This is a genomic window from Rhizobium sp. SG741 (genome assembly GCF_012275435.1).
Classification (GTDB): domain Bacteria; phylum Pseudomonadota; class Alphaproteobacteria; order Rhizobiales; family Rhizobiaceae; genus Rhizobium; species Rhizobium lusitanum.
On sequence record NZ_JAAZQP010000007.1, the window covers coordinates 92,473 to 115,372 of the forward strand.

General features: G+C 60.8%; 18 protein-coding genes and 1 riboswitch. Of the genes, 10 read left to right on the forward strand and 8 right to left on the reverse strand.

The window, feature by feature from the left end; all coding sequences use genetic code 11:
* Window positions 1-222: 222 nt before the first annotated feature.
* Both FHT29_RS18875 and FHT29_RS18880 read left to right on the forward strand, forming a co-directional pair.
* Window positions 223-2,730, forward strand: coding sequence for a DUF1217 domain-containing protein (locus FHT29_RS18875; RefSeq protein ID WP_047560902.1), 2,508 nt, complete (start codon window positions 223-225; stop codon window positions 2,728-2,730).
* A 210-nt stretch (window positions 2,731-2,940) separates the two neighbouring features.
* Complete coding sequence (locus FHT29_RS18880) at window positions 2,941-5,928, forward strand: DNA translocase FtsK (protein ID WP_047560905.1); 2,988 nt, start codon at window positions 2,941-2,943, stop codon at window positions 5,926-5,928.
* Between the two features lie 78 nt (window positions 5,929-6,006).
* Here FHT29_RS18880 and FHT29_RS18885 read toward each other — a convergent pair whose 3' ends face one another.
* Window positions 6,007-6,558: an MOSC domain-containing protein gene (locus FHT29_RS18885; protein WP_047560944.1), complete on the reverse strand. Its 552-nt coding sequence runs from the start codon at window positions 6,556-6,558 to the stop codon at window positions 6,007-6,009.
* A gap of 72 nt (window positions 6,559-6,630) precedes the next feature.
* Between FHT29_RS18885 and phnF the strand changes: the two genes are divergently transcribed.
* Entirely contained in the window at window positions 6,631-7,365 is a 735-nt protein-coding gene (gene phnF / locus FHT29_RS18890; protein WP_052212590.1) for a phosphonate metabolism transcriptional regulator PhnF, read from the forward strand.
* 4 nt (window positions 7,366-7,369) lie between these two features.
* Here the strand turns inward: phnF and FHT29_RS18895 are convergent, their stop codons facing one another.
* The 3 genes from FHT29_RS18895 to FHT29_RS18905 all read right to left on the reverse strand — a co-directional run bounded on the left by FHT29_RS18895 (window position 7,370) and on the right by FHT29_RS18905 (window position 10,574).
* On the reverse strand, window positions 7,370-8,800 hold the full coding sequence (locus FHT29_RS18895) for an FAD-binding oxidoreductase (RefSeq protein WP_047560908.1): 1,431 nt from the start codon (window positions 8,798-8,800) through the stop codon (window positions 7,370-7,372).
* Between the two features lie 129 nt (window positions 8,801-8,929).
* Window positions 8,930-9,904: an L-threonylcarbamoyladenylate synthase gene (locus FHT29_RS18900; RefSeq protein ID WP_047560912.1), complete on the reverse strand. Its 975-nt coding sequence runs from the start codon at window positions 9,902-9,904 to the stop codon at window positions 8,930-8,932.
* 58 nt (window positions 9,905-9,962) lie between these two features.
* Window positions 9,963-10,574 (reverse strand): DUF6656 family protein, encoded by a 612-nt coding sequence (locus tag FHT29_RS18905; protein WP_037198549.1) that lies wholly within the window; start codon window positions 10,572-10,574, stop codon window positions 9,963-9,965.
* Between the two features lie 104 nt (window positions 10,575-10,678).
* Here FHT29_RS18905 and FHT29_RS18910 point away from each other — a divergent pair, with 104 nt between their 5' ends.
* The 3 genes from FHT29_RS18910 (at window position 10,679) to FHT29_RS18920 (ending at window position 13,947) form a co-directional block, all read left to right on the forward strand.
* Window positions 10,679-11,092 carry an ACT domain-containing protein gene (locus FHT29_RS18910; RefSeq protein WP_037198550.1) on the forward strand — a complete coding sequence of 138 codons (414 nt, stop codon included), beginning with the start codon at window positions 10,679-10,681 and terminating at the stop codon, window positions 11,090-11,092.
* A gap of 217 nt (window positions 11,093-11,309) precedes the next feature.
* Window positions 11,310-11,515, forward strand: a riboswitch (cobalamin riboswitch).
* 96 nt (window positions 11,516-11,611) lie between these two features.
* On the forward strand, window positions 11,612-12,856 hold the full coding sequence (locus FHT29_RS18915) for an aromatic ring-hydroxylating dioxygenase subunit alpha (protein ID WP_037198552.1): 1,245 nt from the start codon (window positions 11,612-11,614) through the stop codon (window positions 12,854-12,856).
* Between the two features lie 2 nt (window positions 12,857-12,858).
* A complete protein-coding gene (locus FHT29_RS18920) occupies window positions 12,859-13,947 on the forward strand; it encodes a hybrid-cluster NAD(P)-dependent oxidoreductase (RefSeq protein ID WP_037198554.1) in 1,089 nt (362 codons plus the stop codon).
* Between the two features lie 89 nt (window positions 13,948-14,036).
* On the opposite strand, the gene FHT29_RS18925 is transcribed toward FHT29_RS18920, so the two are convergent.
* Window positions 14,037-14,996 (reverse strand): GH25 family lysozyme, encoded by a 960-nt coding sequence (locus FHT29_RS18925; RefSeq protein ID WP_246703055.1) that lies wholly within the window; start codon window positions 14,994-14,996, stop codon window positions 14,037-14,039.
* Window positions 14,997-15,286: 290 nt separating this feature from the next.
* Here FHT29_RS18925 and FHT29_RS18930 point away from each other — a divergent pair, with 290 nt between their 5' ends.
* Entirely contained in the window at window positions 15,287-15,748 is a 462-nt protein-coding gene (locus FHT29_RS18930) for a BA14K family protein (protein ID WP_037198556.1), read from the forward strand.
* 71 nt (window positions 15,749-15,819) lie between these two features.
* Here FHT29_RS18930 and FHT29_RS18935 read toward each other — a convergent pair whose 3' ends face one another.
* Window positions 15,820-16,821, reverse strand: coding sequence for a transporter (locus FHT29_RS18935; protein ID WP_168600015.1), 1,002 nt, complete (start codon window positions 16,819-16,821; stop codon window positions 15,820-15,822).
* A gap of 287 nt (window positions 16,822-17,108) precedes the next feature.
* Between FHT29_RS18935 and FHT29_RS18940 the strand changes: the two genes are divergently transcribed.
* Together FHT29_RS18940 and FHT29_RS18945 are read left to right on the forward strand one after the other, a co-directional pair.
* Window positions 17,109-18,887, forward strand: coding sequence for an acyl-CoA dehydrogenase (locus FHT29_RS18940; protein WP_168600016.1), 1,779 nt, complete (start codon window positions 17,109-17,111; stop codon window positions 18,885-18,887).
* 9 nt (window positions 18,888-18,896) lie between these two features.
* A complete protein-coding gene (locus FHT29_RS18945) occupies window positions 18,897-19,649 on the forward strand; it encodes a crotonase/enoyl-CoA hydratase family protein (protein ID WP_037198562.1) in 753 nt (250 codons plus the stop codon).
* A gap of 86 nt (window positions 19,650-19,735) precedes the next feature.
* Here FHT29_RS18945 and FHT29_RS18950 read toward each other — a convergent pair whose 3' ends face one another.
* On the reverse strand, window positions 19,736-20,986 hold the full coding sequence (locus tag FHT29_RS18950; protein ID WP_168600017.1) for a class I SAM-dependent RNA methyltransferase: 1,251 nt from the start codon (window positions 20,984-20,986) through the stop codon (window positions 19,736-19,738).
* On the reverse strand, window positions 20,983-21,723 hold the full coding sequence (locus tag FHT29_RS18955; RefSeq protein ID WP_113118784.1) for a TlyA family RNA methyltransferase: 741 nt from the start codon (window positions 21,721-21,723) through the stop codon (window positions 20,983-20,985). The genes FHT29_RS18950 and FHT29_RS18955 overlap by 4 nt, the downstream gene beginning before the upstream one ends.
* 113 nt (window positions 21,724-21,836) lie before the next feature.
* On the opposite strand from FHT29_RS18955, the gene FHT29_RS18960 reads away from it, so the two are divergent.
* A complete protein-coding gene (locus FHT29_RS18960) occupies window positions 21,837-22,844 on the forward strand; it encodes a DUF4424 domain-containing protein (protein WP_052224182.1) in 1,008 nt (335 codons plus the stop codon).
* Window positions 22,845-22,900 lie beyond the last annotated feature (56 nt).

Sequence of the window (22,900 nt, forward strand, 5' to 3'; positions counted from 1 at the left end):
GCTTAAAAATTGCGGTTAAGAAAACTTTGCGTCCTCAAATGGTTAGCGAAATCGAATGCATCAGGGTTTCCATAAAGTGAATGCAAGGCACGGCGGCTGCTCCATCGCGGTACACGCAAAGGATGAGGTGTTGTAAGTCTCAGGTAAGGTTTGTGTGGGAAAATGCTTCCAGATTCGCGGGCTTGTACGAGCTTATATTAGAGATCTATTGGGATTTTGCTGATGATTTCCACTTATCTTGGTTATACGATTGCAACCAGAGATATGTCAACGTCGCTCAATCAGGTGGCATCACAGTCTCAGAATAAGCGCCTGATCGACTATTACAATGCCAATATCGGCAAAGTAAAGAACGTCGATGACTTCGTGAATAACTATCAGCTGTACAGTTATGCAATGGAGGCCTACGGGCTCTCCGACATGACATACGCCAAGGCCTTTATGAAACAGGTGCTGACCAGCGACCTCAGCGATTCCACCAGTTTCGCCAATAAATTGACCGATCCGCGCTACAAGGAATTTGCCGCGGCGTTCAATTTCGGTACGGGCAGCACGAACGCGGCGCAATCCAGCAAGCAGGAAGACGATCTGATCGGGCTTTATCAGCAATCATATACGAATGAGGCGACGGCTGCCGCGACGGAAACGAGTTACTACAGCCAGAACATCAGTTCGGTTAAGTCTGTCGATGACCTGCTCGGCAACACGCGCCTGAGGAACTACGTCCTGCAGGCCTACGGCATCGATCCGACTTACGCATCGAATTCGATCCTGAAGCAGATGCTGACGAGCGATACCAGCGATCCAAACAGCTACGTCAACCAGAACGGCAGCGCCGCCGACAAGGCTCTCGCAGCGGAGTTCAATTTCAACGCGGATGGCACGGTCAAGACATCCACGGCCGACAGCGACAATGCCTATTACGAGGCCAATATCGGCAATGTCACGTCGGTCGATCAGCTGACGTCCAATCCGCGGCTGTTCCAGTACGTCAAAACAGCCTTCGATATCCCGGTCTATATCACCGCCGACCAGTTCAATGCCTCGGCCAAGGATGCGGGCGTTGCGAGCTCGAACGGGCTGACCAGCGTCATGGCCGAATTCAATTTCCAAAGCAATGGGACGGTCGCCTCCGGCTCGCAGGCGCAGACATCGGCTCAGATGAGCGCCACGACCACGGCCTATACGACGAATTACCCTGGGGGGCCGCAGACCCTCGGCCAGCAGGCCGATGTCATGAGCGCCTATAACTCCGGCGTGCCCTCGTACACCACCAGTGTCGGCGCGGCCGACAACGCTCTGTACTATAAGGACCATATCGGCTCTATCACGTCAGTCGACCAGTTGACGTCGGACGCCCGCCTCTTCGACGTTATCAAGACGGCCTACGGCGTCGATGCGAGCACACCCGCCATCGTCTTCAAAAATGCCTTTTCCGATCCGACGACCGCTTCCATCTTCGGCCTGACGGATGTCGTCGCCGCGTTCAATTTCCAATCGGACGGCACGCTTGCTTCTGGCGATACGGCCCAGTCCCAAAGCGCGATCGATGCTGCCTCGACCGCCTATATGACGAACTATCGGTCTTCGCAGTCGAACCTGACGACCGATGCGGTCAACAACTACAAGAACCGCATCGCCAACGTGAAGACCATCAAGGATTTCTTCACGAGCAATACCGCCGATAGCAGCACGTCCAACGACAGCATGCCCGAACTCTACCAGATGGCTCTGCGCGCCTACGGCATCGGTTCGAACGAGGTCACGAAGACCCAGCTGACCAAGATCCTCGAAAGCGATCCCTACGATTCCAAGAGCTATGTCAGCTCGCTTAAGGATTCGCGCTTTACGGCGCTTGCCAAGGCCTTCAATTTCGATAGCGCTGGCAATCTGAAGCCTCCGGTCCAGTCCCTGTCGCAAACGCAGACGAACAGCTATATTTCTGAATATTCCAGCCGCTCCACGGCAGGATTGACGGGCGCCCTGCTGACCAAGGCGACCAATGACGCCAAGACTGCCGGCACCTATTTCGCGACCAACATCGTCAATGTCACCAGCGTCACCGGTCTGCTTGCCGACAGCAAGCTCACAAATTTCATCCTGACCGCCAACGGCATCGATCCGAAAACCGTCGACACGGCGACGCTGAAGAAGGCTTTCGCCTCCGATCCGTCCGACTCCAAGAGCTTTATCAACACCGCTGATGGTGCCAAGTTCAAGAGCATCGTCGAGGCGTTCAATTTCGATACGAGCGGGAACCTGACGGACAGCAAGCTCGGCACCGCACAGAACGGGGGCGCTCTCGCCCAGACGAACGATCTCTACCTGCATCAGACGCTCGAGGATCAGGAAGGACAAACCAACGCCGGTGTGCGCCTGGCGCTCTACTTCCAGCGCAAGGCGCCGAGTATCAATTCGATTTACGACATCATGGGCGACACCGCGCTCTACCAGGTCATAACCACCACCTACAGCTTGCCGAGCTCGATCTCTTCCATGGATGTCACTACCCAGGCCAATATGCTCAGCAAGTTCGTTAACGTTTCCGATCTTCAGGATCCGGACAAGGTCAATAAGCTGCTGCAGCGATTCTCTGCCATGTATGACCTGGAGAACAATACCGCGTCGTCCACGTCGCCGGCCCTGTCGATTCTGACGAGCTCTTCATCGGGCGTCGGCATCAGCGCCGACACGCTGCTGTCGATCGCGCAGCTGTCCTCGTCCAAGTAACGAACCCCGCAAAAAAAATCCGATCTGCATTGCCGCCGCGTTTCCGCGCGGCAAGTGCGCCCATTTGCGCGGAATTTTCGATGTTGTTCGGGCGGCACAGACAGCAGGAATACGTGCTTTCAGCAGCGGTCAGAAGGAACTTATTAACCATCCTTGCCCTATTCGATTTGAGAAGCCATCGGCAATATCAATGACTGGGTTGCAGGTCTCATGCGTCTTTCCCGAACGACACTTTCGAATGCGTCACAAGGCGTCCAGCCGGAGGGCGAACTCGACCCGGAACAGGCCGCCGAGGAGGCGCGTCGGATCGAGCAGATTGCTGCCCGCCGTGCATTCCTGGAAGAGAAGATTCGCAACGCCCGCGAAGCCAAGCGCAAGGCCGAGGAGCATCGCCGCGCCGAGGAATTGCGGCGTGCCGAAGAGGCAAGGCAGCGGACGGCCGCCGTACCGAAACCGGTCGTCGAGGCTTTGCAGGCGAAGCCCGCGGAGAAGGATCCGGTGATGACCGTCCTGCCGCATGGAATTTCGGCGGAGGATCTTGCCTCGCCCGGCTGGCAGAACGCTTTTCTGATGGGTCCGAACGTTCGGTTCACCCGCACGCGGGAAAACGAGATTATCAGCCGTCGCCCGCCCGCCGAGCTGCCGGCCGAAATCACGCCGCCGGTCTCCACTCATGCCGCGATGCGGGTCATGGAACCGCCCGTCATCGAGGCACCGGCCACCCTCGCTGCGCCACAGCCGGCGCAGCCCGCCGAGTTCCATCTGCCGCTGCTTGAGGACATGCCTTTTGCGGTGGAGAGCTACATGCCATCAGTAATTCAGAAATCTCCGGCAACCGAGCCGGACGCATTGGAGATGACCGTTATCGCTACCGCATTTTCGAAGGCTCCGGCGACCGCGCTGGACGCTTCCCCAGTATCGTTGAATGTTTCCGAATCCGTTGCCGCGCCTGTGGTCGAGTCGCGGCTCGCTCATCTCTCCGATTTCGCTTTCTGGGACGCGATGCCCTTCGACGGCGAATTCGTGTCCGCCATCAGGGGCGCGCCGACCAAGCCGGTGATGATTTCCGAGCTTAAGGTTGAAGCCGAATCGATCGTCGCGAAGTTCCGCATCGTTGAATGCCGCCGACCGGCTGCGGTTGCGGAGATTCAGCGGACTGTCGAAGCGGCTTTTGCCGTTGAAGCTGCTGTGTTGGCCGAAGCCGTTCCCAGCCTCTCGACGGCAACAGTCAGCACGCCGGCCATGGACGAACTAGCGGCTTGGGAAGCTGCCGTTCTGGCGCCGGTCGTAGAGGAGGCATCAGAGATTGCCGCACCTGCCGTTGTCGAGCCGCAAGTCGTAGCCCAGCCGGAGGTATTCGTACCGCCTGCTTTCGTAACGGCCGTCTACGGCGCCGAGGCCGCTCCGGTTGCCGAATCTCGTCCGGCCCCGGTAATGGTCGTGGCACCTATGCCGGCCAAGGTCGCAGCACCTGCACCTGCCGGACCGATTGCCAAGGCAACACCGACCGTTCCCGCCGTCGAAGCCGCTGCCCAGCGGCTGATCGATGCGCCGCCGTCGCGGATTACGCCACGTCGACCGGCATCGCTGACGCCGCCCGAGTGGCGCCCGATCGCCCAGAGCGTCGAGGGAGAATATGAGTTTCCCCCGCGCGAGCTGCTGCAGGAGCCGGCCGTCCGTTCCGGCGTGATCATGACCCAGGAAACGCTGGAGCAGAATGCCGGCCTGCTGGAAAGCGTGCTGGAAGACTTTGGCGTCAAGGGCGAGATCATCCACGTTCGCCCCGGCCCCGTCGTCACGCTCTACGAATTCGAGCCGGCACCCGGCGTCAAATCCTCGCGCGTCATCAATCTTGCCGATGACATCGCCCGCTCAATGTCCGCATTATCAGCCCGTGTCGCCGTCGTTCCCGGCCGCAACGTCATCGGCATCGAACTGCCGAACGTCACCCGCGAGACCGTCTATTTCCGCGAGATGATCGAATCCCCGGATTTCGAAAAGAGCGGCTACAAGCTGGCGCTTGGCCTCGGCAAGACGATCGGCGGCGAACCCGTCATCGCTGAACTGGCGAAGATGCCGCATCTGCTCGTCGCCGGCACCACCGGCTCCGGCAAGTCGGTCGCCATCAATACGATGATCCTGTCGCTGCTCTATCGGATGTCGCCGGAACAGTGCCGCCTGATCATGGTCGATCCGAAGATGCTGGAACTGTCTGTCTATGATGGTATCCCGCACCTGCTGACCCCCGTCGTCACCGATCCGAAGAAGGCCGTGATGGCGCTGAAATGGGCCGTGCGCGAGATGGAAGACCGCTATCGCAAGATGTCGCGTCTCGGCGTGCGCAATATCGACGGCTACAACAGCCGCGTCGCCTCCGCCAAGGAAAAGGGCGAGACGATCCACGTCATGGTCCAGACCGGCTTCGACAAGGGCACCGGCGCCCCGATCGAGGAAAGCCAGGAGATGGACCTGACGCCGATGCCCTATATCGTCGTCATCGTCGACGAGATGGCCGACCTGATGATGGTCGCCGGCAAGGAAATCGAAGGCGCGATCCAGCGTCTGGCGCAGATGGCGCGTGCCGCCGGCATCCACCTGATCATGGCGACGCAGCGTCCTTCGGTCGACGTCATCACCGGCACGATCAAGGCTAACTTCCCGACGCGCATCTCCTTCCAGGTGACGTCGAAGATCGACAGCCGCACCATCCTCGGCGAGCAGGGGGCGGAACAGCTCCTTGGCCAGGGCGACATGCTGCACATGGCCGGTGGCGGCCGTATCTCCCGTGTCCACGGTCCTTTCGTCTCGGATGAGGAAGTCGAGAAGGTCGTGGCACATCTGAAGCTGCAGGGCCGCCCGGAATATCTCGACACGGTCACCGCCGACGAGGACGAGGAAGACGACGAAGAGGATACCGCGGTTTTCGACAAGGGCGCCATCGCCTCCGAAGACGGCGACGACCTCTACGAACAGGCGATCAAAGTCGTCATGCGCGACAAGAAGTGCTCGACCTCCTACATCCAGCGGCGCCTCGGCATCGGCTATAACCGCGCGGCCTCGCTCGTCGAACGCATGGAGAAGGACGGCCTCGTCGGTCCCGCCAACCATGTGGGCAAGCGCGAGATCATCTCGGGCAACCGCAATGGCGGGGGGCAGGGAGTGCCGGCGAATAATGCGAGCCAGGAAGATTTCGATTGATCCGGAAGGCACCCAGCCAGGTGTAATCCAAACTTAACTGGGAAGCGGCCTTTCGAATGGAAGGCCGCTTTTGTTTTGTCAGACGCGCTCGAGCTCGATGTGCGGCAAGGGCGGCAGCTCGACCCGGATGGTATCGTCACACTGCACCCGGCCACCCTGCGATACGATGCCCATGATGCCAGCCTTGCGGACTAGGCCGCCCTCGGCATCGCGATCGAGCACGGCATGCAGCAGGCCCCTCTGGAAATCGTCTATCTGCTTGCAGGGGTTTCGCAGACCCGTCACCTCGACGATCGCTTCTTCGCCTATATGCAGACGCGTTCCCTGCGGCAGCGAAAGCAGGTCGATGCCTCTGGTCGCAATGTTCTCGCCCATGTCGCCCGGAGCGACGGAAAATCCCTTTTCGGTAAGTTCGTCGAACAGCTCTTCGTGGATGAGATGCACCTGGCGCAGATTGGGCTGCGTCGGATCGACTGCGACGCGCGAGCGATGCTTCACCGTGACCCCCATATGCGCGTCGCCTTCCACGCCGAGGCCCGTCAGCAGCTGGATGTGAGTCCGGTTCTGCTTGCTGAACCCGTGCACATTGCTGCTGCTGACTGAGGTTACATATATGCGCTTGCCGCTCATGCCGAACCCTTCCATAAACGATCCAGATCTCTATAAATTGGTGTATACCAATTTCAAGGCGACGGAATTGTGATGGATGAGAAAAATCGGCAGGGTGACGGCGTAAAAACCGTTGGTGGTTGGGTGGCCGTGGCCACCGAACTGCGAACCGCCATCGACAGAGGCAGGCACGCTCCGGGTAGCCGCCTGCCGAGCGAGCGCGCTTTGTCGGAACAATTCGGTGTTTCGCGGGTGACGATGCGGCGCGCGATCGCCGAGTTGGAGGGGGAGGGGCTGCTGCGCGTGGCGCGCGGAAGCGGCGCTTATGTCCGCGCCGATATGCCCGTCCGCTTCAAACTGGGTGACAAGGTGAGGTTCAGCAAGGATCTGACCGCGACGGAGGCAAACCTCACCCGCAAAGTTCTTTCGACCCGCGAGATTCCAGCCAATGCCAATATCGCGACGAGGCTCAATCTGCAGCCGGGCGAAATGGTGCTGGAAATGCGCGTGGTTGCCTATGCCGACGAACTTCCTGTCTCGGTTGTCATCCGAAGTTGCTCCGCGATGCGCTTTCCCGGCCTGACGGAAAAGTTCGCCGCAACGGGCTCGTTTACAGCGGCGCTGAAGGATTACGGTGTGACGGACTATTGGCGCCGCTCCACCGACATCACGGCGCGTATGCCGACCGAGGCCGAGGCGCGCCTTCTACAGCAATCGCGTCTGACACCGGTTCTTGCCTATGCCGGCGAAGACGTCGATGCCGACGGCACGGTCATTTCGTGCCAAATCGGCTGTTTCGCTTCCGAGCGGGTCGTTGTGACAGTCTAAAATCTCAGGGCCTGAGGACCTTCCCCGGATTCATGATCCCAGCCGGGTCGAACGCCATCTTGATCCGGCGCATCAGGTCCATCTCGATATCCGAGCGGATCGAAGCCAGTTCGTCGCGTTTCAGCTGGCCGATACCATGCTCGGCGGAGATAGAGCCGCCATGCTGCAGCACCAGCCCGTGCACGATCTTGTTCATCTCGTGCCAGCGGCCGATGAATTCTTCCTTATCGGCGCCCACGGGCTGCGAGATGTTGTAGTGAATATTGCCGTCGCCCATATGGCCGAAGGCGCAGATGCGAGCGCCGGGCAGGGCCGCGATAACCGCCTTTTCCGCCTCGGCCATGAATTGCGGAACCTGCGCCACCGGCACGGAAACGTCATGCTTGATCGAGCCGCCTTCAGGCTTCTGTGCATCCGACATGCTTTCCCGCATGTGCCAGATGGCCTTCTGCTGTGCTTCGGAGCTGGCGATCGTTGCATCCTGGATCAGGCCGGCCTCGTAGCCTTGCTCCAACAGCGTCGTCATCATCCGCTCGGCGGTTTCGGCTGAGTCCGAGGTGGAGATATCGATCAGCACGTACCAGGGATACGCTGTCTCCAGCGGATCGCGGACGCCGGGGATGTGCCGGGCGGTGAATTCGATGCCGATGCGCGGCATCAGCTCGAAACCGGTCAGCGCCGTGCCGCAGAGGCTCGAAGCGTTCTTGAACAGGGTCAGCGCCTCATCCACCGTTTGCAGGCCGGCAAAGGCGACCTGATGGCCGAGCGGCTGCGGGAAGAGCTTCAGCACTGCGCCGGTGATGACACCGAGCGTGCCTTCGGCGCCGATGAAGAGATCGCGCAGATCGTAGCCGGTATTGTCCTTCTTCAGGCGGCGCAGCCCGTTCCAGATCTCGCCAGTGGGCAACACAACTTCGAGGCCGAGGCAGAGTTGGCGCATATTGCCATAGGCGAGAACGGCCGTGCCGCCGGCATTGGTGGAGAGGTTGCCGGCGATGCGGCAGGAGCCTTCCGAGCCGAGCGACAGCGGAAACATGCGGCCATGTTCGGCCGCTGCCTTATGCACATCCGCCAGGATGCAGCCGCCATCGACGATCATCGTGTTGCCGACCGGATCGATATCGCGGATGCGGTTCATCCGCTCCAGCGACAGGATGATGTCGGAGCCACCCTCGCGCGGCGTCTGGCCGCCGACGAGGCCGGTATTGCCGGTCTGCGGCACGATGGCCGTGCCGGTCTCGCTGGCGAGCTTGAGGATCGCTGACACTTCTTCCACGGAGCCGGGCTTCAACAGCATCGGCGATGCGCCGTGGTAGAGGCCGCGGTTTTCCACCAGATGCGGTGCGATCTCCACGGGGTCACGCGTCGCATGCTTTTCGCCCACGATGGCGGCGAAGCGGTCGAGAAGGGCGGAGGAGGGGGCGAAGCTGCTCATGGTGTGTCCTTTGCCGATAGGGTTCGGGCCGATTTAGTCTCTGGAACTTGCTGATCTTCTTCGAATTGTCATCAAGTTCCAGCTATTCGCTTTTGCATGATCCCCAAAACCGCTTCGCACTTTTGGGGATCATGCTCGGGGCGCGGCCGCGCGGCGCAGCCGGTCGTTGATGGCCTCGCCGAGGCCCTCGTCGGGAATGTGGGAAAAGGCGATCGTCACGGCACCCGTCGCATCGGCGCGCTTCATGAAATCGAAGAGGTTGGCGGCGGCTTCCGAAAGATCGCCGCTAGGGCTGAGATCCAGCACGGCAACAGCATTTCCGATGCCGGCAATCTCGGGTGTCCCGAAGCGGATCAGAGCTTCGTCCGGCGAAACATCGGTCGCATCGAGCCGCACGGCTGCGCCCGGCGCATAATGCGAAGCAAGCATGCCGGGTGCTTCGATGGCAGGTGCCGCACCTCTCTTGCGCTTCACGGCCTTGCCCGCGATCCGCTCGATCTCGCGCGCCGCCAATCCGCCCGGCCGCAGCAGCCGCAGCTCGCCGTCCTCGACCTTGACGATGGTCGATTCGACGCCCACCACCGAAGCGCCCGCATCGAGGATCAGCGTGATCCGCTCTCCGAGGTCGTCGTCGACATGATCGGCGCTGGTGGCGCTGATCTTGCCCGACGTATTGGCGCTTGGGGCGGCCAGAGGCTTTCCGAAGGCGCGGATCAGCTCGCCGGCAAAGCCCTGCGGCACGCGGATGCCGACCGTGTCGAGACCGGCGGTCGCCAGCGGATGGATGCCGCTTTCAGGCCGTAGCGGCAGCACCAGCGTCAGCGGACCGGGCCAGAAGGCTTCCGCCAGCTTGCGGGAGATGGGATCGAAGATCGCGTAGCGTTCGGCCATGGCCAGATCGCTCATATGGCAGATCAGCGGATTGAAGCGCGGCCGGCCCTTGGTTTCGTATATCCGGGTGATGGCGGCCGGATTGGTGGCATCGGCGGCAAGCCCATAGACGGTCTCCGTCGGCAATCCGATCGGCAACCCCTCGGCAAGCGTTGCCGAGGCGACCTCTATCGCCGTTTGCGGATGTTCAAGGATGTCTATGTGTCGCGCCATGGCCTGCCCGTTTGCAGTTCAGGCCGTTCTTATGCTTTTCAAGTTTTCGGATCAATGATCAAAGCTGGCGAATGATGTCGCGAAGCTGCTCGTTGCGGGCGCCGAGCAGCAGGACGTTGCGGATGGCGGTCTGCGGATCATGGGTGTGGAAGAGCACTCCGTTGCCCCGGATGTCGCGATTGATCGTCAGCTTCTTTTCCGACGCTTCCTTGTCCGGATGGACGGCGACGGCGAAATACATTCGCGAATATTTCAGGCTGATGTCTTCGAAGAAATTGTCGTTCTGGCCGAGGCGAGCAAAGAAATTGGCGATGTAGAAGGCCCAGCTTACCTCCTCATATTTCGCGAATTGCGTTCGCGCCGCGGTGACGTGGCAATAGCCGAGATGCGGCGTATCCCGCAGGGTGTGATGGAAGATCAGTTTCGGAAAGCGGATCGACTGGTGAAAGCTGTTGAGACGGCCATGGGTTGTCTCGCCGGCGTTCCGCAGCTTGCTCGCCGTGCGTTCGGCCACTTCCTCGAACGTGAGGTAACGTCGCTCCTCGGCGAGCCAATGCGTCTTGTCGCGATTGATGCGGCCGGTGCGGAGAAATTCCGTATACCCCGCCGCCGGCGGCACCGGCTCCGGGTTGGCGGGTTTCTTGGCATCGAAATATCTGAGTTTTGCCATGCCGGCTCGCCATCGAGGTCTGGATGCCGAATGATAGATCGTCTAGCTTGAGCCGGGCTGAAGCGCGCGCTCTTGCTTGCGGATCGTTGAAAAGGATCAGAATCATGCCCGGCATTACCGATCTCAAGCTGCTGCTGGCGGACATGAAGCCGAATCTTGCCGAGGGCGAGTTCGTCTATTGCAGCGTGCCGGCTTCGGCGCTCGCCGATCATATTCACCTGGAGCCGATCGGGCTCTTTCGGGAAAGGGAGGGAGTGACGTTGATCCTTCCTCTGGAAGCAGCGCGGCAGGCAGGGCTTCCGACGGCTCCCGCCATGCGGATGATCACGCTCGATATCCATTCCTCGCTGGAGGCGGTCGGCCTGACCGCAGCCTTTGCCACGGCCTTGGGAAATGAGGGTATCAGCGCCAATGTCGTCGCCGCCTACTATCACGATCATATCTTCGTTCCGGCCGTTGATGCCGGCCGTGCGGTGGCGGCGCTGCAGGCGCTTTCGCAGGCGCACGCGCGCCTTTGATCGCCTGCCATCGGCGGACCTGTCGCATTCAGAATAAAGCGTCGCTCGCGAGAGGTGGGAGGATCACTATTCCTGCATCCCACGGCGATGCATAAGAGATTGAATTGTCTTCCTTTATTGCCGCTATGCGCAACCGTCCGGGCGTCTCGTTTCGTCTGTCGCCAATTTCGAAGCCGATGTCGCATTGTAGCGCAGCGGCTGAAGGGGCCGAGAGCTATGATGTCATCAATCTCAAGGTGCCGTCTGCTAGGGAGGCGGAGAATTGGGAAGCCGGTCAAAATCCGGCGCTGCCCCCGCAACGGTGGTGGAGTAAGGCATGGCGGATAAAGCCACTGGGTCGGGTCGACCTGGGAAGGTGCCATGGGGTCCTGGCGACAGGGCCGCTCCAGAGCCCGGAAACCAGCCTTGGGCACATATGGTTTACTGACCGCGGCGGGCGGTCGGGACATTGCTTTGGGCCGTTCCCACCGGCCGTGCATGTCCTTCGCCCGTTTCTTGGTACTGCGCAAGGATAGGCAAATGGATATCAGCAGCAATGTTCTGCGGCAATTGAAGAATCGCCGTGAGGGTTTCAGCCTGGAGCAGCCCTTCTATACCGACCCGGATTACTTCAAGCTCGATATGGAAATGATCTATTATCGGGATTGGCTGTTCATCGGCCATGATTGCGAAGTGCCTCGCGCGGGCAATTATTTCACCGTCCAGATCGGCGATTATCCCGTCGTCATCGTTCGCGGTCGCGATCAGGTCATCCGTGCCTTCCACAATAGCTGTCGTCATCGCGGCTCGCGGGTCTGCACGACCGAGCGCGGCTCGTCGGCAAAGCTCGTCTGCCCCTATCACCAGTGGACCTACGAGCTGGACGGCTCGCTGCTCTTCGCCCGCCAGATGGCCGAGGATTTCGACAAGAGCCAGTACTCGCTGAAATCGGTTCACTGCGAAAGCGTCGGCGGCTATATCTTCATCTGCCTTGCGCAGAATGCGCCGGACTTCGCGCCGGTTCGCGCCACGATCGAGCCCTACATAGCCCCTCATCGCCTCAGCGAGGCCAAGGTCGCCTTCCAGAGCACCATCATCGAGAAGGGCAACTGGAAGCTCGTCTGGGAAAACAACCGCGAGTGCTATCATTGCGCTGCCAACCATCCCGAACTCTGCCGCACTTTTTCGGAAGCGCCGACGGTGAGCGGCGTGCAGGGGGCAATGAGCGATCCCGTGATCACAGCTCATTGGAAGCGCTGTGAAGCTGCCGGCCTGCCGAGCGAATTCAAGATCTCGCCGGACGGACAGTTCCGCACCGCACGCATGCCGCTGATCGAAGGGGCCGAAAGCTACACCATGTCCGGCCAGAATGCCGTCAAGCGGCCGCTCTCGCCCGATGTGACGATCAACAACATCGGTACGATGCTGCTGTTCCATTACCCGACGACCTGGAACCACATGCTCGGCGATCACGCGATTTCCTTCCGCGTCCTTCCGCTCAACGCCGAGGAAACCGCCGTCACCACCAAATGGCTGGTGCACAAGGATGCGGTCGAAGGCGTCGATTATGATCTCGAAGAGCTTACTCACGTCTGGACTGAGACCAACGATCAGGACCGCCGCATCGTCGAGGAAAATGCCTTCGGCATCCGCTCGCCTGCTTACGAGCCCGGTCCCTATTCGGAAATCCATGAAGGCGGCGTCATGCAGTTCGTCGAGTGGTACTCGAATTTCATGATCAACCGGCTGCAGGGCGATCAGGCCAAGCTGTCGGCGGTTGCCTGAGCATGAACATGACCGTCTCCCTCCGTCATCGACATCTCGACCAGATGCAGCCCTGGAGCGACAGGCAGCATCTGCTCGAATGCCTCTCGGTCACGCCGGAAGCGCCCGATGTGATGACCTTCACATTCGGGTCCGACAAGGACAACTGGTTCCGTTACCTGCCGGGCCAGTTCGTGACGCTGGAGCTGCCGACGGCGCCCGAGCCGGTCATGCGCACCTATACGCTGTCGTCGACACCGTCGCGGCCCTTTTCGGTCGCCGTGACCGTCAAGGCGCAGAAGGACAGCATCGGCACGCGCTGGATGTTCGAGAACCTCAAGCCCGGCATGCGCATCAAGGCTTTCGGTCCCCTCGGCGATTTCAGCCATATCCGCCATCCCGGCGAGAAATATCTCTTCGTGTCAGCCGGGTCCGGCGTGACCCCGATGATGGCCATGACCCGCTACATGGCCGACACGGCGCCGTTGTCGGACATCACCTTCGTCAATTGCTCGCGCAGCCCGGCCGACATCATCTTCCGTTCGGAGCTGGAATATCTCGCCCGCTTCATGCCGAACCTCAATCTCGGCCTGATCGTCGAGGGCTGCGGCCGCACCGAGCTCTGGTCGGGGCTGAAGGGTCGCATCGACAAGGCCAAGATCGGCTTGCTCGCGCCGGATTTCATGGATCGCACGATCTTCTGCTGCGGTCCGGAAGTCTTCATGGATGCGGTCCGCTCCATGCTGGAAGCGCATGGCTTCGACATGTCCCGCTACCATCAGGAAAGCTTCCAGCCGGCGAATGCGGCAACGCCGCTTGCCGAGGTCACCGACGATGCGTCGACTGAAGCTGCAACCACGATCCGCTTCACCATGGCCGGCAAGGACGTCGTCTGCGCGGCGGGGCAGACCGTGCTTCAGGCCGCGCGCGGCGCGGGCGTACGCATCGGTGCGGCCTGCGAATCCGGCCTCTGCGGCACATGCCGCGTCATGAAGCTTTCCGGCGAGGTCGAGATGAACCACAATGGCGGCATCCTCGATGACGAGATCGAGGAGGGCTATATCCTCGCCTGCTGTTCGCGGCCGAAGACGGATGTCCAGGTCGAAGCCTAGAGCAAACTCCAGGAAAAGCGTGCAGCGGTTTTCCGTCCGGAGTTTCGCGAAAAAATATCATAGAGCGGTAACGCTATTCCGTTGTCGCTCTAGAAATCCTGATAATTCAGCTCATTGATCTCCACCGGCTCAGACCGACGGGTCGAGGCCGTGACGATGGGATCGATCACCAGCGAGATAAGCGTCTGCCGCGGTCCGTTGCAGGTCGGTGCCTGTGCGATCATCACGTCGGGCGCAGGCAACGGTTTGGCAGGCAGTAGCTCGCCTTGCGGCCAGATCTTGGCGAGCTGTATCTTGGTCATTGGTACGATATTGACGTCGATATCGGTCAATGTGCCCGGAACGCGGTAGGGGCAGCTCTTTTCGGAACAATTGTCCGATGAAGCGAACTGCCAGATGGCATAGCTGTCCCAATTGCCGAGCGGGAAGGTGCCGGTCACGTCCGGCTTGTAGCGCGCGTACCACAGCGGCAGCCGCGACAGCAGTGGATAGATGTCGCGATGATCGGCGATGTAGCGGGCGATGTTGTGGTTGGTATAGAGGATGGGGTAGCGGCCGGTTCTGACCTTGATATGGGCGACGAAGACCTGGGCATCCTCCAGCGACATGAATTGCGTGGAGTCCATGCCGTCGATATCGAGCACCATCAGCTCGTCCGGCTGCGGATCGGCATAGTCGAGAAAGTGATTGGCCTGGTCGATGGGATTGCCGGGCCGCCCCAGATGGTAGGCGCCCCACAACAGGCCGTTCATCTTCGCCAGCATGCGGCGCGTCTGATACAGCTCGCGACTGACGGCGTATTTGCGCCACATCGTCTTGCAGTGTGCGACCGTGTCGCCGGCATGGTCGCCTGTACAACTGAAACTTTCGGGCAGACCGTCGGAGGCCTTGGAGATGAAGCCGGCGATCCGCTTGTCCTGCAGAAACGTATTCCAGTCGATGGTGTTCAGTTCATAGGCGTCGATGATGAGGGCGTTTCTCGGATCCGTCCAGGGTCGACTTTCACCGGCCGAAAGCTTCGTAGCCGGCCCCGTGAGGGCCAGGACCATCAGAAAGCTGCAAATCAAGGCGTAAGTCTGCCGGGATCCTTTCATGAAATAATAGTAAGGATTGCTGGTTAATCTTGGGTTAAGGATGAAATCACTATAAATTCATCGTGGAGCCCTCGCATAACTCCTTAAATTGGTAGGGATTTGAGGAACAGAATAACGTGTTGCCGCGTTTCTCGCCGTCTGTTCGGACATGCGACGAAGCAGGCATTTCAACCCTGCTCGGGAAGCATCCCGATATCGAACGCCAAACGCCTGAGCACAAGACAAACCAGGGAATGGAGATAAGAATGCTTGGTTTCCGTGCGAGAATTGCGACCATCGCTATTTCGGCCGCTGTTACCCTGACGAGCTTCACGCCGTCCTTCGCATTGCAGATGCCTGCCGCACCGGTTGCGCCCGCTGAAAAGACCGCGCCCGCCAATATCGAGCAGGTTCAATGGCGCCACTATCACGGTGGTTACTATCGCCGGGGTTGGTATGGCGGCTATCGCGGTTACTCGGGCTATCGCCATGGCTATCGTTACCATGACGGTTATTGGTTCCCGCTGGCCGCCTTCGGCGCCGGTGCGATCATCGGCGGCGCGATTGCCAGCCAACCGCGCTATTATGCCGCTCCGCCTCCAGCCGGCGGCATCAACCCGCGTCACGTCGAATGGTGCTCGGATCGCTATCGCTCCTATCGCGCTTACGACAACACCTTCCAGCCCAATCAGGGCCCGCGCCGTCAGTGCTACTCACCCTATTATTGAGCGACGCTTAGAGGTTCATCGATGCGAGCCGCCCGGCACATGCCGGGCGGCTTTTCATGCATAGTCAGATGTCAGAGAATGTTGATCCGTTTGAGCAACCACCATGCCAGCAGCATGGACGCGACGATGAAGCCGATCGCATATTGCGTACCGCCTGTCCCGCCGGAGAGCGGCAGGTTCGATGTGTTCATGCCGAAGAAGCCGGTCACCAGCGTCGGCGGCAACAAGAACGCCGTCATGATCGACAGGATATAGAGATGGCGATTGATCTCGGAGGCGAGCTTCGAGTTGATTTCTTCATGCAGTAACCGGGCGCGCTCCTGGAGCGCATAGATATCATGCTCGACCGCTTCGAGCCGGCTCGTCAGGCGCCCCGCGACATCCTCGAAGCCGAGCGGCATTTCCTCGTCGTCCGAGGCGGCGGCGTGGCGCATCAGCGACAGGACTGTGCGCAGATGGCGATGCAGCCGTACGATCGTCCGTCGGATCGGCGGAAGCCGCGTGCGCTCGTCGCGCGACGTGTTCCCGTGAAGGAAGTCCTCGATAGAATTCAGCTCTTCGCTCATCTCGATGACGACCGAGATCATGGAGCGCTGGAATTCGACGACCAGCAGCTCGAAAATATCCAGCGGACGGGAAAATCGCGCCGCATTCTTTTCGATCAGCATCCGTCCCCGGTCCAGACTGCGAAGCGGCTGCAGCCGGCTGGTGATGAGCATGCGGTCGGTCAGCGCAAAATGCAGCCAGCCGATGTCACGAGTGTCCTGACCGAACTCATGCTGGAAGTCGACCAGCGTGCCGAAGAGCATCTGTTCGTCGACGGTAAGCATCGCATGCGTCTCGTGCGTGGTCAGCGCCGTGCGTGCCGCTTCGTTCAACCCAGGTACGTCCGCAAGGAAGGTTGGGACGCGGGCATCCACGAGATTGAGATGCAGCCAGAGGAAACCGTCTCCGCCAAAGAGCGTGGCGCGATCGGTATCGTCGGGCAACCGCTCCGGCTTGTCTGCGCCGGGATGGAGACGATAGGCCCAGACAAAGCCGGGTATCGTGATGGCAGACGTGATCGTGTTCATGGCCAGATCATTCGGATTGTCGGAACAGTTGCCTTAGTCTTCGTTCATGACGATTGTTTATGCAAGTCTGCCCGTTGTTGGAATAATCGCATGCGCGGGTGCAGATGTCTCAGCCGCGCGGCGCGTGCAGGACGAATGTGTCGTTCGAGTTCGCGATCAAGTGGAAATGAGCATCGCATCGCCTTTGTAAAATTGACGTTTACGTAAAAATCAACTAGCTATAACAACACGTCGACGATGGCCTGGGTGAGGCGGGCCATCGGACCACAAATGCGGAGGAAAGCATCATGTACAAGGCGCCTGTCGAGGAAATCGCATTCACGCTGAAGCATGTCGCCGGCATGGAGCGGGCGATGGAAGAGGGCATCCTCGGCGATCTCAGCGCCGACGTCCTCGATGCCATCCTGGCGGAGGCTGGACGTTTCGCCGGCGACGAGATGGAGCCGCTTGCCGAAATCGGCGACAGGCAGGGCGCGAAGCTGGTCGACGGCAAGGTGGTTCTTCCGGACGGATGGGAAAAGCTCTATCGCGACTGGATCGCCGGCGGCTGGAACGGGTTGACCGCGCCGGAGGAGTTCGGCGGACAGGGCCTGCCACATATGCTGAATATCGCGACGCTGGAAATGTGGAATTCCGCTTCGATGGCGTTTGGTCTTGCCCCGACGCTGACCATGGGGGCGGTCGAGGCACTCATCGCCCACGGCAGCGAAGACCTGAAAAAGACATACCTGCCGAAGCTCGTATCAGGCGAGTGGGCCGGCACCATGAACCTGACCGAGCCGCATGCCGGTTCCGATGTCGGGGCGCTGCGCACGCGTGCAGAGCGCCGCGACGACGGCACCTATCGTCTCTTCGGCCAGAAGATCTTCATCACCTGGGGCGATCACGAGGCGGCGGAAAACATCGTCCATTTCGTGCTCGCCCGGCTTCCGGACGCGCCCGCGGGCACGCGCGGCATATCTCTTTTCCTCGTGCCGAAATTCCTCGTAAACGATGATGGATCGCTTGGCGCCCGTAACGATTATTTCGCCCATTCTCTGGAGCACAAGCTCGGCATCCACGGCTCGCCGACCTGCACGATAATTTATGGCGATGGCAAATATGGCGCCGAAAAAGGAGCTGTCGCCTGGCTTGTCGGCGAAGAGAACAAGGGGCTCGCCTGCATGTTCACGATGATGAACAATGCGCGCCTCGCCGTCGGCATTCAGGGCGTGGCGATTGCGGAAGCCGCCACCCAGAAAGCCATCGCCTATGCCAGCGAGCGCACGCAGGGCCGCGCGCCGGGCACGACGGCGACGGGCATGAGCCCGATCATCGAACATCCCGATGTCGCCCGCATGCTGCTGACCATGAAGGCGCTGACGCAGGGTTCGCGCGCCATCTGCTATGCCTGCGCCGAGGCGATCGATATGTCGCATCGCGATCCCGAAAAGGCACGCTACTGGCAGGAGCGCGCCGCGCTGTTGACGCCGATTGCAAAATCCTTCTCGACCGATGCCGGCGTCGATGTCGCCTCGCTTGGTATCCAGGTCCATGGCGGCATGGGCTTCATCGAAGAGACGGGAGCGGCACGCCTGCTGCGAGATGCCCGCATCGCGCCGATCTATGAAGGCACCAACGGCATCCAGGCGATCGACCTCGTGACCCGCAAGCTGACCATTGCGAACGGCGATCAAGTGCGCGCCTTCCTCGGCGAATTGCGCGGGATCGCCGATGCCGTCGCCAGATCCAATCTCGACGGCTTCGGGGAAACGGCGCCGCGGCTGGAATCGGCCATCGCCGATCTCGAAAAGGCAAGCGAATGGCTGCTCTCGCGACAGGCCGAAGGCGCCGTCGCCGAGGCGCTGGCGGGTGCGACGCCCTATCAACGGCTCTTCGGTCTCGTGCTGACCGGAGCTTATCTGGCCAAGGGGGGGGTGGTCGATGCGGCGGATGGCGAGGCCGGAAAGCGCATCGCGCTTTGCCGCTTTGCTGCCGAGAATCTTCTGGCCGAGACCGCCGCTCTCACTGACCGTATCGTCGCCGGCGCGTCGAGCCTTGAAGCTGCCCGCATCGCGCTTGCCTGAGGAGATCTAATGACCGACCATATTATCATCGAACGTCCCGAGACCACGCCGCATGTCCAGATTATCCGGTTCAACCGTCCGGAAAAGAAGAATGCGATCACGCGCGCCATGTACCAGGCGATGACCGATGCGCTGAAGGCGGCGGACGACACGCCGGATATCCGCGTCAACGTCTTCCTCGGCACTGAAGGCTGCTTTTCCGCCGGCAACGACATGGCGGATTTCCTGGCCTTCGCCATGGGCGGAAGCATGGGCCGCGAAGTGCTGGATTTCCTTGCCGCACTGGCCACGGCGAAGAAACCGGTCGTCTCGGGCGTGGACGGCTTGGCGATCGGCATAGGCGCCACGATCCACCTGCATTGCGATCTGACGGTGGCTTCCGAGCGTAGCCTGTTCAAGACGCCTTTCGTCGATCTTGCCCTCGTCCCCGAAGCGGCCTCCAGCCTGATTGCGCCGCGCCTGATGGGTCATCAGCGCGCCTTCGCCCTGCTCGCCCTCGGCGAAGGCTTCTCCGCCGCCGAAGCAAAGGAGGCCGGCCTGATCTGGAAGGTGACCGCACCCGAAGCGGTGGAGGCTGAAACGCTATCGTTGGCTGCCAAGCTTGCGGCCAAGCCGCCGGAGGCGCTGCGGATAGCGCGTGACCTGATACGGGGCGAACCGGACGCTATTCTTGGTCGTATCGCTGAGGAAGCCGAGCTTTTCGCAGCACGGCTGAAAAGCGCCGAAGCCCGTGCAGCATTCGAGGCGTTCATGAAGCGGTAACTACATCACCCGCCCTCATGGTGAGGAGGCCTGAAGGGCCGTCTCGAACCACGAGGGTCGGCCACCCCAACGCGCGTCGAAGAGAACTACTTCTCCAGCGCCACGACGACCTCGACATGCGAGGTCCACAGGAATTGGTCGATCGGCGTCACTTTGGTGATGCGATAGCCCCCTTCGGTCAGCAGCGCGAGATCGCGTGCCAACGTTAAAGGGTTGCAGGAGACGGCGACGATCTTCTTGACTTGGGAGCGGGCCAGTTCCTTGCACTGGAATTCCGCCCCGGCGCGCGGCGGATCGAAGACGACGGCGTCGTAGACCTTCAATTCCTGCGTCATCAGCGGCCGGCGGAAGAGGTCGCGGCGCTCGATGGTGACCGGCTTTAGCCCCTGCGTGTTGCGGGCGGCGTAATCGAGCGCGGCCAAGGGCTTGGCCTCGCCTTCCACCGCGTGCACCCGTCCGATCCGCGCCAGGCGAAGCGAGAAGGTGCCGCTGCCGGCGAAGAGATCGGCGATGCGCTTGGCCTTGCCGACATGGGTCGTGACCAGCTCGGCCATGGCGTCTTCGGCCTGCTTGGTCGCCTGCGTGAAGGCGCCGGGTGGCGGCGAGACCTGCACGCCGCCGAAATCGATCATCGGCTTTGCCGGTTCCACCAGGATTTCGCCGTTCACCGAGACGCGCGCGATGCCGCGAAGCGTGAGCACGATTTCGATCGCGCTCCGACGCTGCTTGTCGGAAAGGGATTTGACGTCGTCGACGGCGAGATCGAGGCCGGAAGGCATCTCCAAAACGGAGATGCGGAAGGCTTCCGCGTTGACGGCGAGTGCCGCAGCGACCGCCGTGATCGCCGGCAATTGCGACATGATCCCGGACGAGGCGATGGGACATTCCTCGATTGCGACGATGTGGTGGCTTTCGGCCTGGTTAAAGCCGATCAGCGTGCCCTTCTCGGTCTTGCGCGCCGCGAAGACGACCTTGCGGCGCTCGCCGGGATGGGCGGCGATAATATCATCCACCTCGGGCGTCAGGCCCTTGGAACGGAGCGCGTCGATCACGAGCTGCCGCTTGAAGGCACGGTAGGGCGCATCGGCATAGTGCTGCAGCGTGCAGCCGCCGCAGGTGCCGTTGACGCCATCGGGACCGAAGTGCCGACAGTGCGGTTCCCGCCGGTCTGGCGAGGCCGCTGCGATCGACATCAACGTGCCCTGGCTTTTCACCCGCGCGATAGCGACGCTTTCGCCCGGCAGCGTAAAGGGCACGTAGATCGGGCCATCAGCGCCTTGCGCGATGCCGTCGCCCTGGGCGCCGAGCTTCTGGATGGTGACGGTTTCGGTGCTCATGACTTGATCCCTGCGAGAAGAAATTCGTGGTTGCCGTCGCCGCCTGATATCGGCGAGGCGATGAGGCCGAGGCTCTGCCAGCCCATATCCTCGCAGAACCAGCGTTCGAGCTCGGCAGCAACGGCGGGAGCAGAGGAGGGGTCTTTCAGAAGACCGGCCTTGCCGATCGCATCGCGCCCTGCTTCGAACTGCGGCTTCACCAGCAACACGGCGCGCGCGCCCGGCTCCGCAAATGCCAGCGCCGGCGCCAACGCCAGCTTCAGCGAGATGAAGGAGACATCGGAAACGATGAACGAGATCGGCTTGCCGATATCCTCGGCCGTGAGGTTGCGGGCGTTCAGCCCCTCTATACTAGTCACGCGCGGATCGGCCGATATGCGTGGATGCATCTGCCCATGGCCGACATCGATGGATGTGACATGCGCGGCGCCACGCTGCAACAATACCTCGGTAAAGCCGCCGGTCGACGCGCCGACGTCGAGACAGTGCTGCCCTTTCGGGTCGAGCTGGAAATGATCGAGTGCCGCGACCAGCTTCAGGGCCGCCCGCGAGACATAATCCTGGGCCGGATCGTCGATCGCGATCTGCGCCTCTTCGGTGAACAGCGTGCCCGGTTTGGTCACAACCTTGCCGTCGACGGTCACGGTGCCGCGTTGAATGGCATCGCGCGCCCGCGATCGGCTGGCGAAAAGCGAAAGGGTGACGAGAAGCTGGTCGAGGCGTTGCGGTTCTGACATAGGCAGTCCATGCCGGGCAATGCAGTGCGTTGCAAGCCTTTTGTGCCGATGTCGCCGTTGACGCCGGGCTGCAGCCGGCCATAATCGCACAAATCAACGGTTGAGAGGGCATCATGCGAAGAATCGGTGGCTATGCGGCGCTATTGGCGATGTTCGCCGCTCCGGCCTTTGCGAACGACACCATGGCCGAGTTGAAGACCGGCGGTCTCGCCTATGTCCGCACCGGCGATATCAGCATGGACGAGGAGAAGCTCTTCATTTCCGCGGCCCAGGTGCGCGTCGACTATGTCTTCGAAAACACATCCGACAAGGACGTCGAAAGTCTCGTCGCTTTCCCGATGCCCGATATCAAGGGTGATGTCGACAGCATGGTCGATGCCGGAAATGTCGACGCTGACAACTTTCTCGGCTTCACCGTGACGCAGGACGGCAAGGCGATCGTACCGACCCTTCAGCAGAGCGTCACGGTCGCGGGCGTCGACATGACGGATGAATTGAAGGCGCGCGGCGTACCGTTACTGCCGCTCAGCAAGACGGCCATGGATGCCGTCGCCAAGCTGCCCGTCGATGTCTTGGAAGACTGGACGGCTCGCGGGTTGATCGTTGATGACGAATATGACAATGACGGCCAGGGCATGAAGCATCATCCGACGCCGATGTGGACGCTGCATACCACCTATTGGTGGCGCACCAAGTTTCCGGCCAAAGCCAGGATCGGCGTACAGCATAGCTACAAGCCGAGCGTAGGCGGCACCGTGGCCATTACGTTTGCCGGCGACCAGGACTACCAGAAACAGCAGCTGCAGGCCTACCGCAGCAAGTATTGCGTCGACGATGCCTTCCTGAAGACGGCGACCAAGCTTTCCGCCACGGCCGACAAAGGCGGGCGAACCTATACCGAGAGCTGGATCTCCTATGTGCTGACCACAGGCGCCAACTGGTCCGGCCCGATCAAGCATTTCGAGCTGACGGTCGACAAGGGCAGCCCGGAAAACTACATCAGCTTCTGCGGCACCGACGTCAAAAAGACCGGGCCGACCTCCTTTCAGATGGCGGCGCAGGATTTTTATCCCGAACACGATCTGGATATCTTGATCCTCGCCGCGACCCCCGGGAACTGAGCCAGGTTTAAACGGCGTATCGTCAAAATTAAATAATTTTAAAGCCGTAGCCTCTA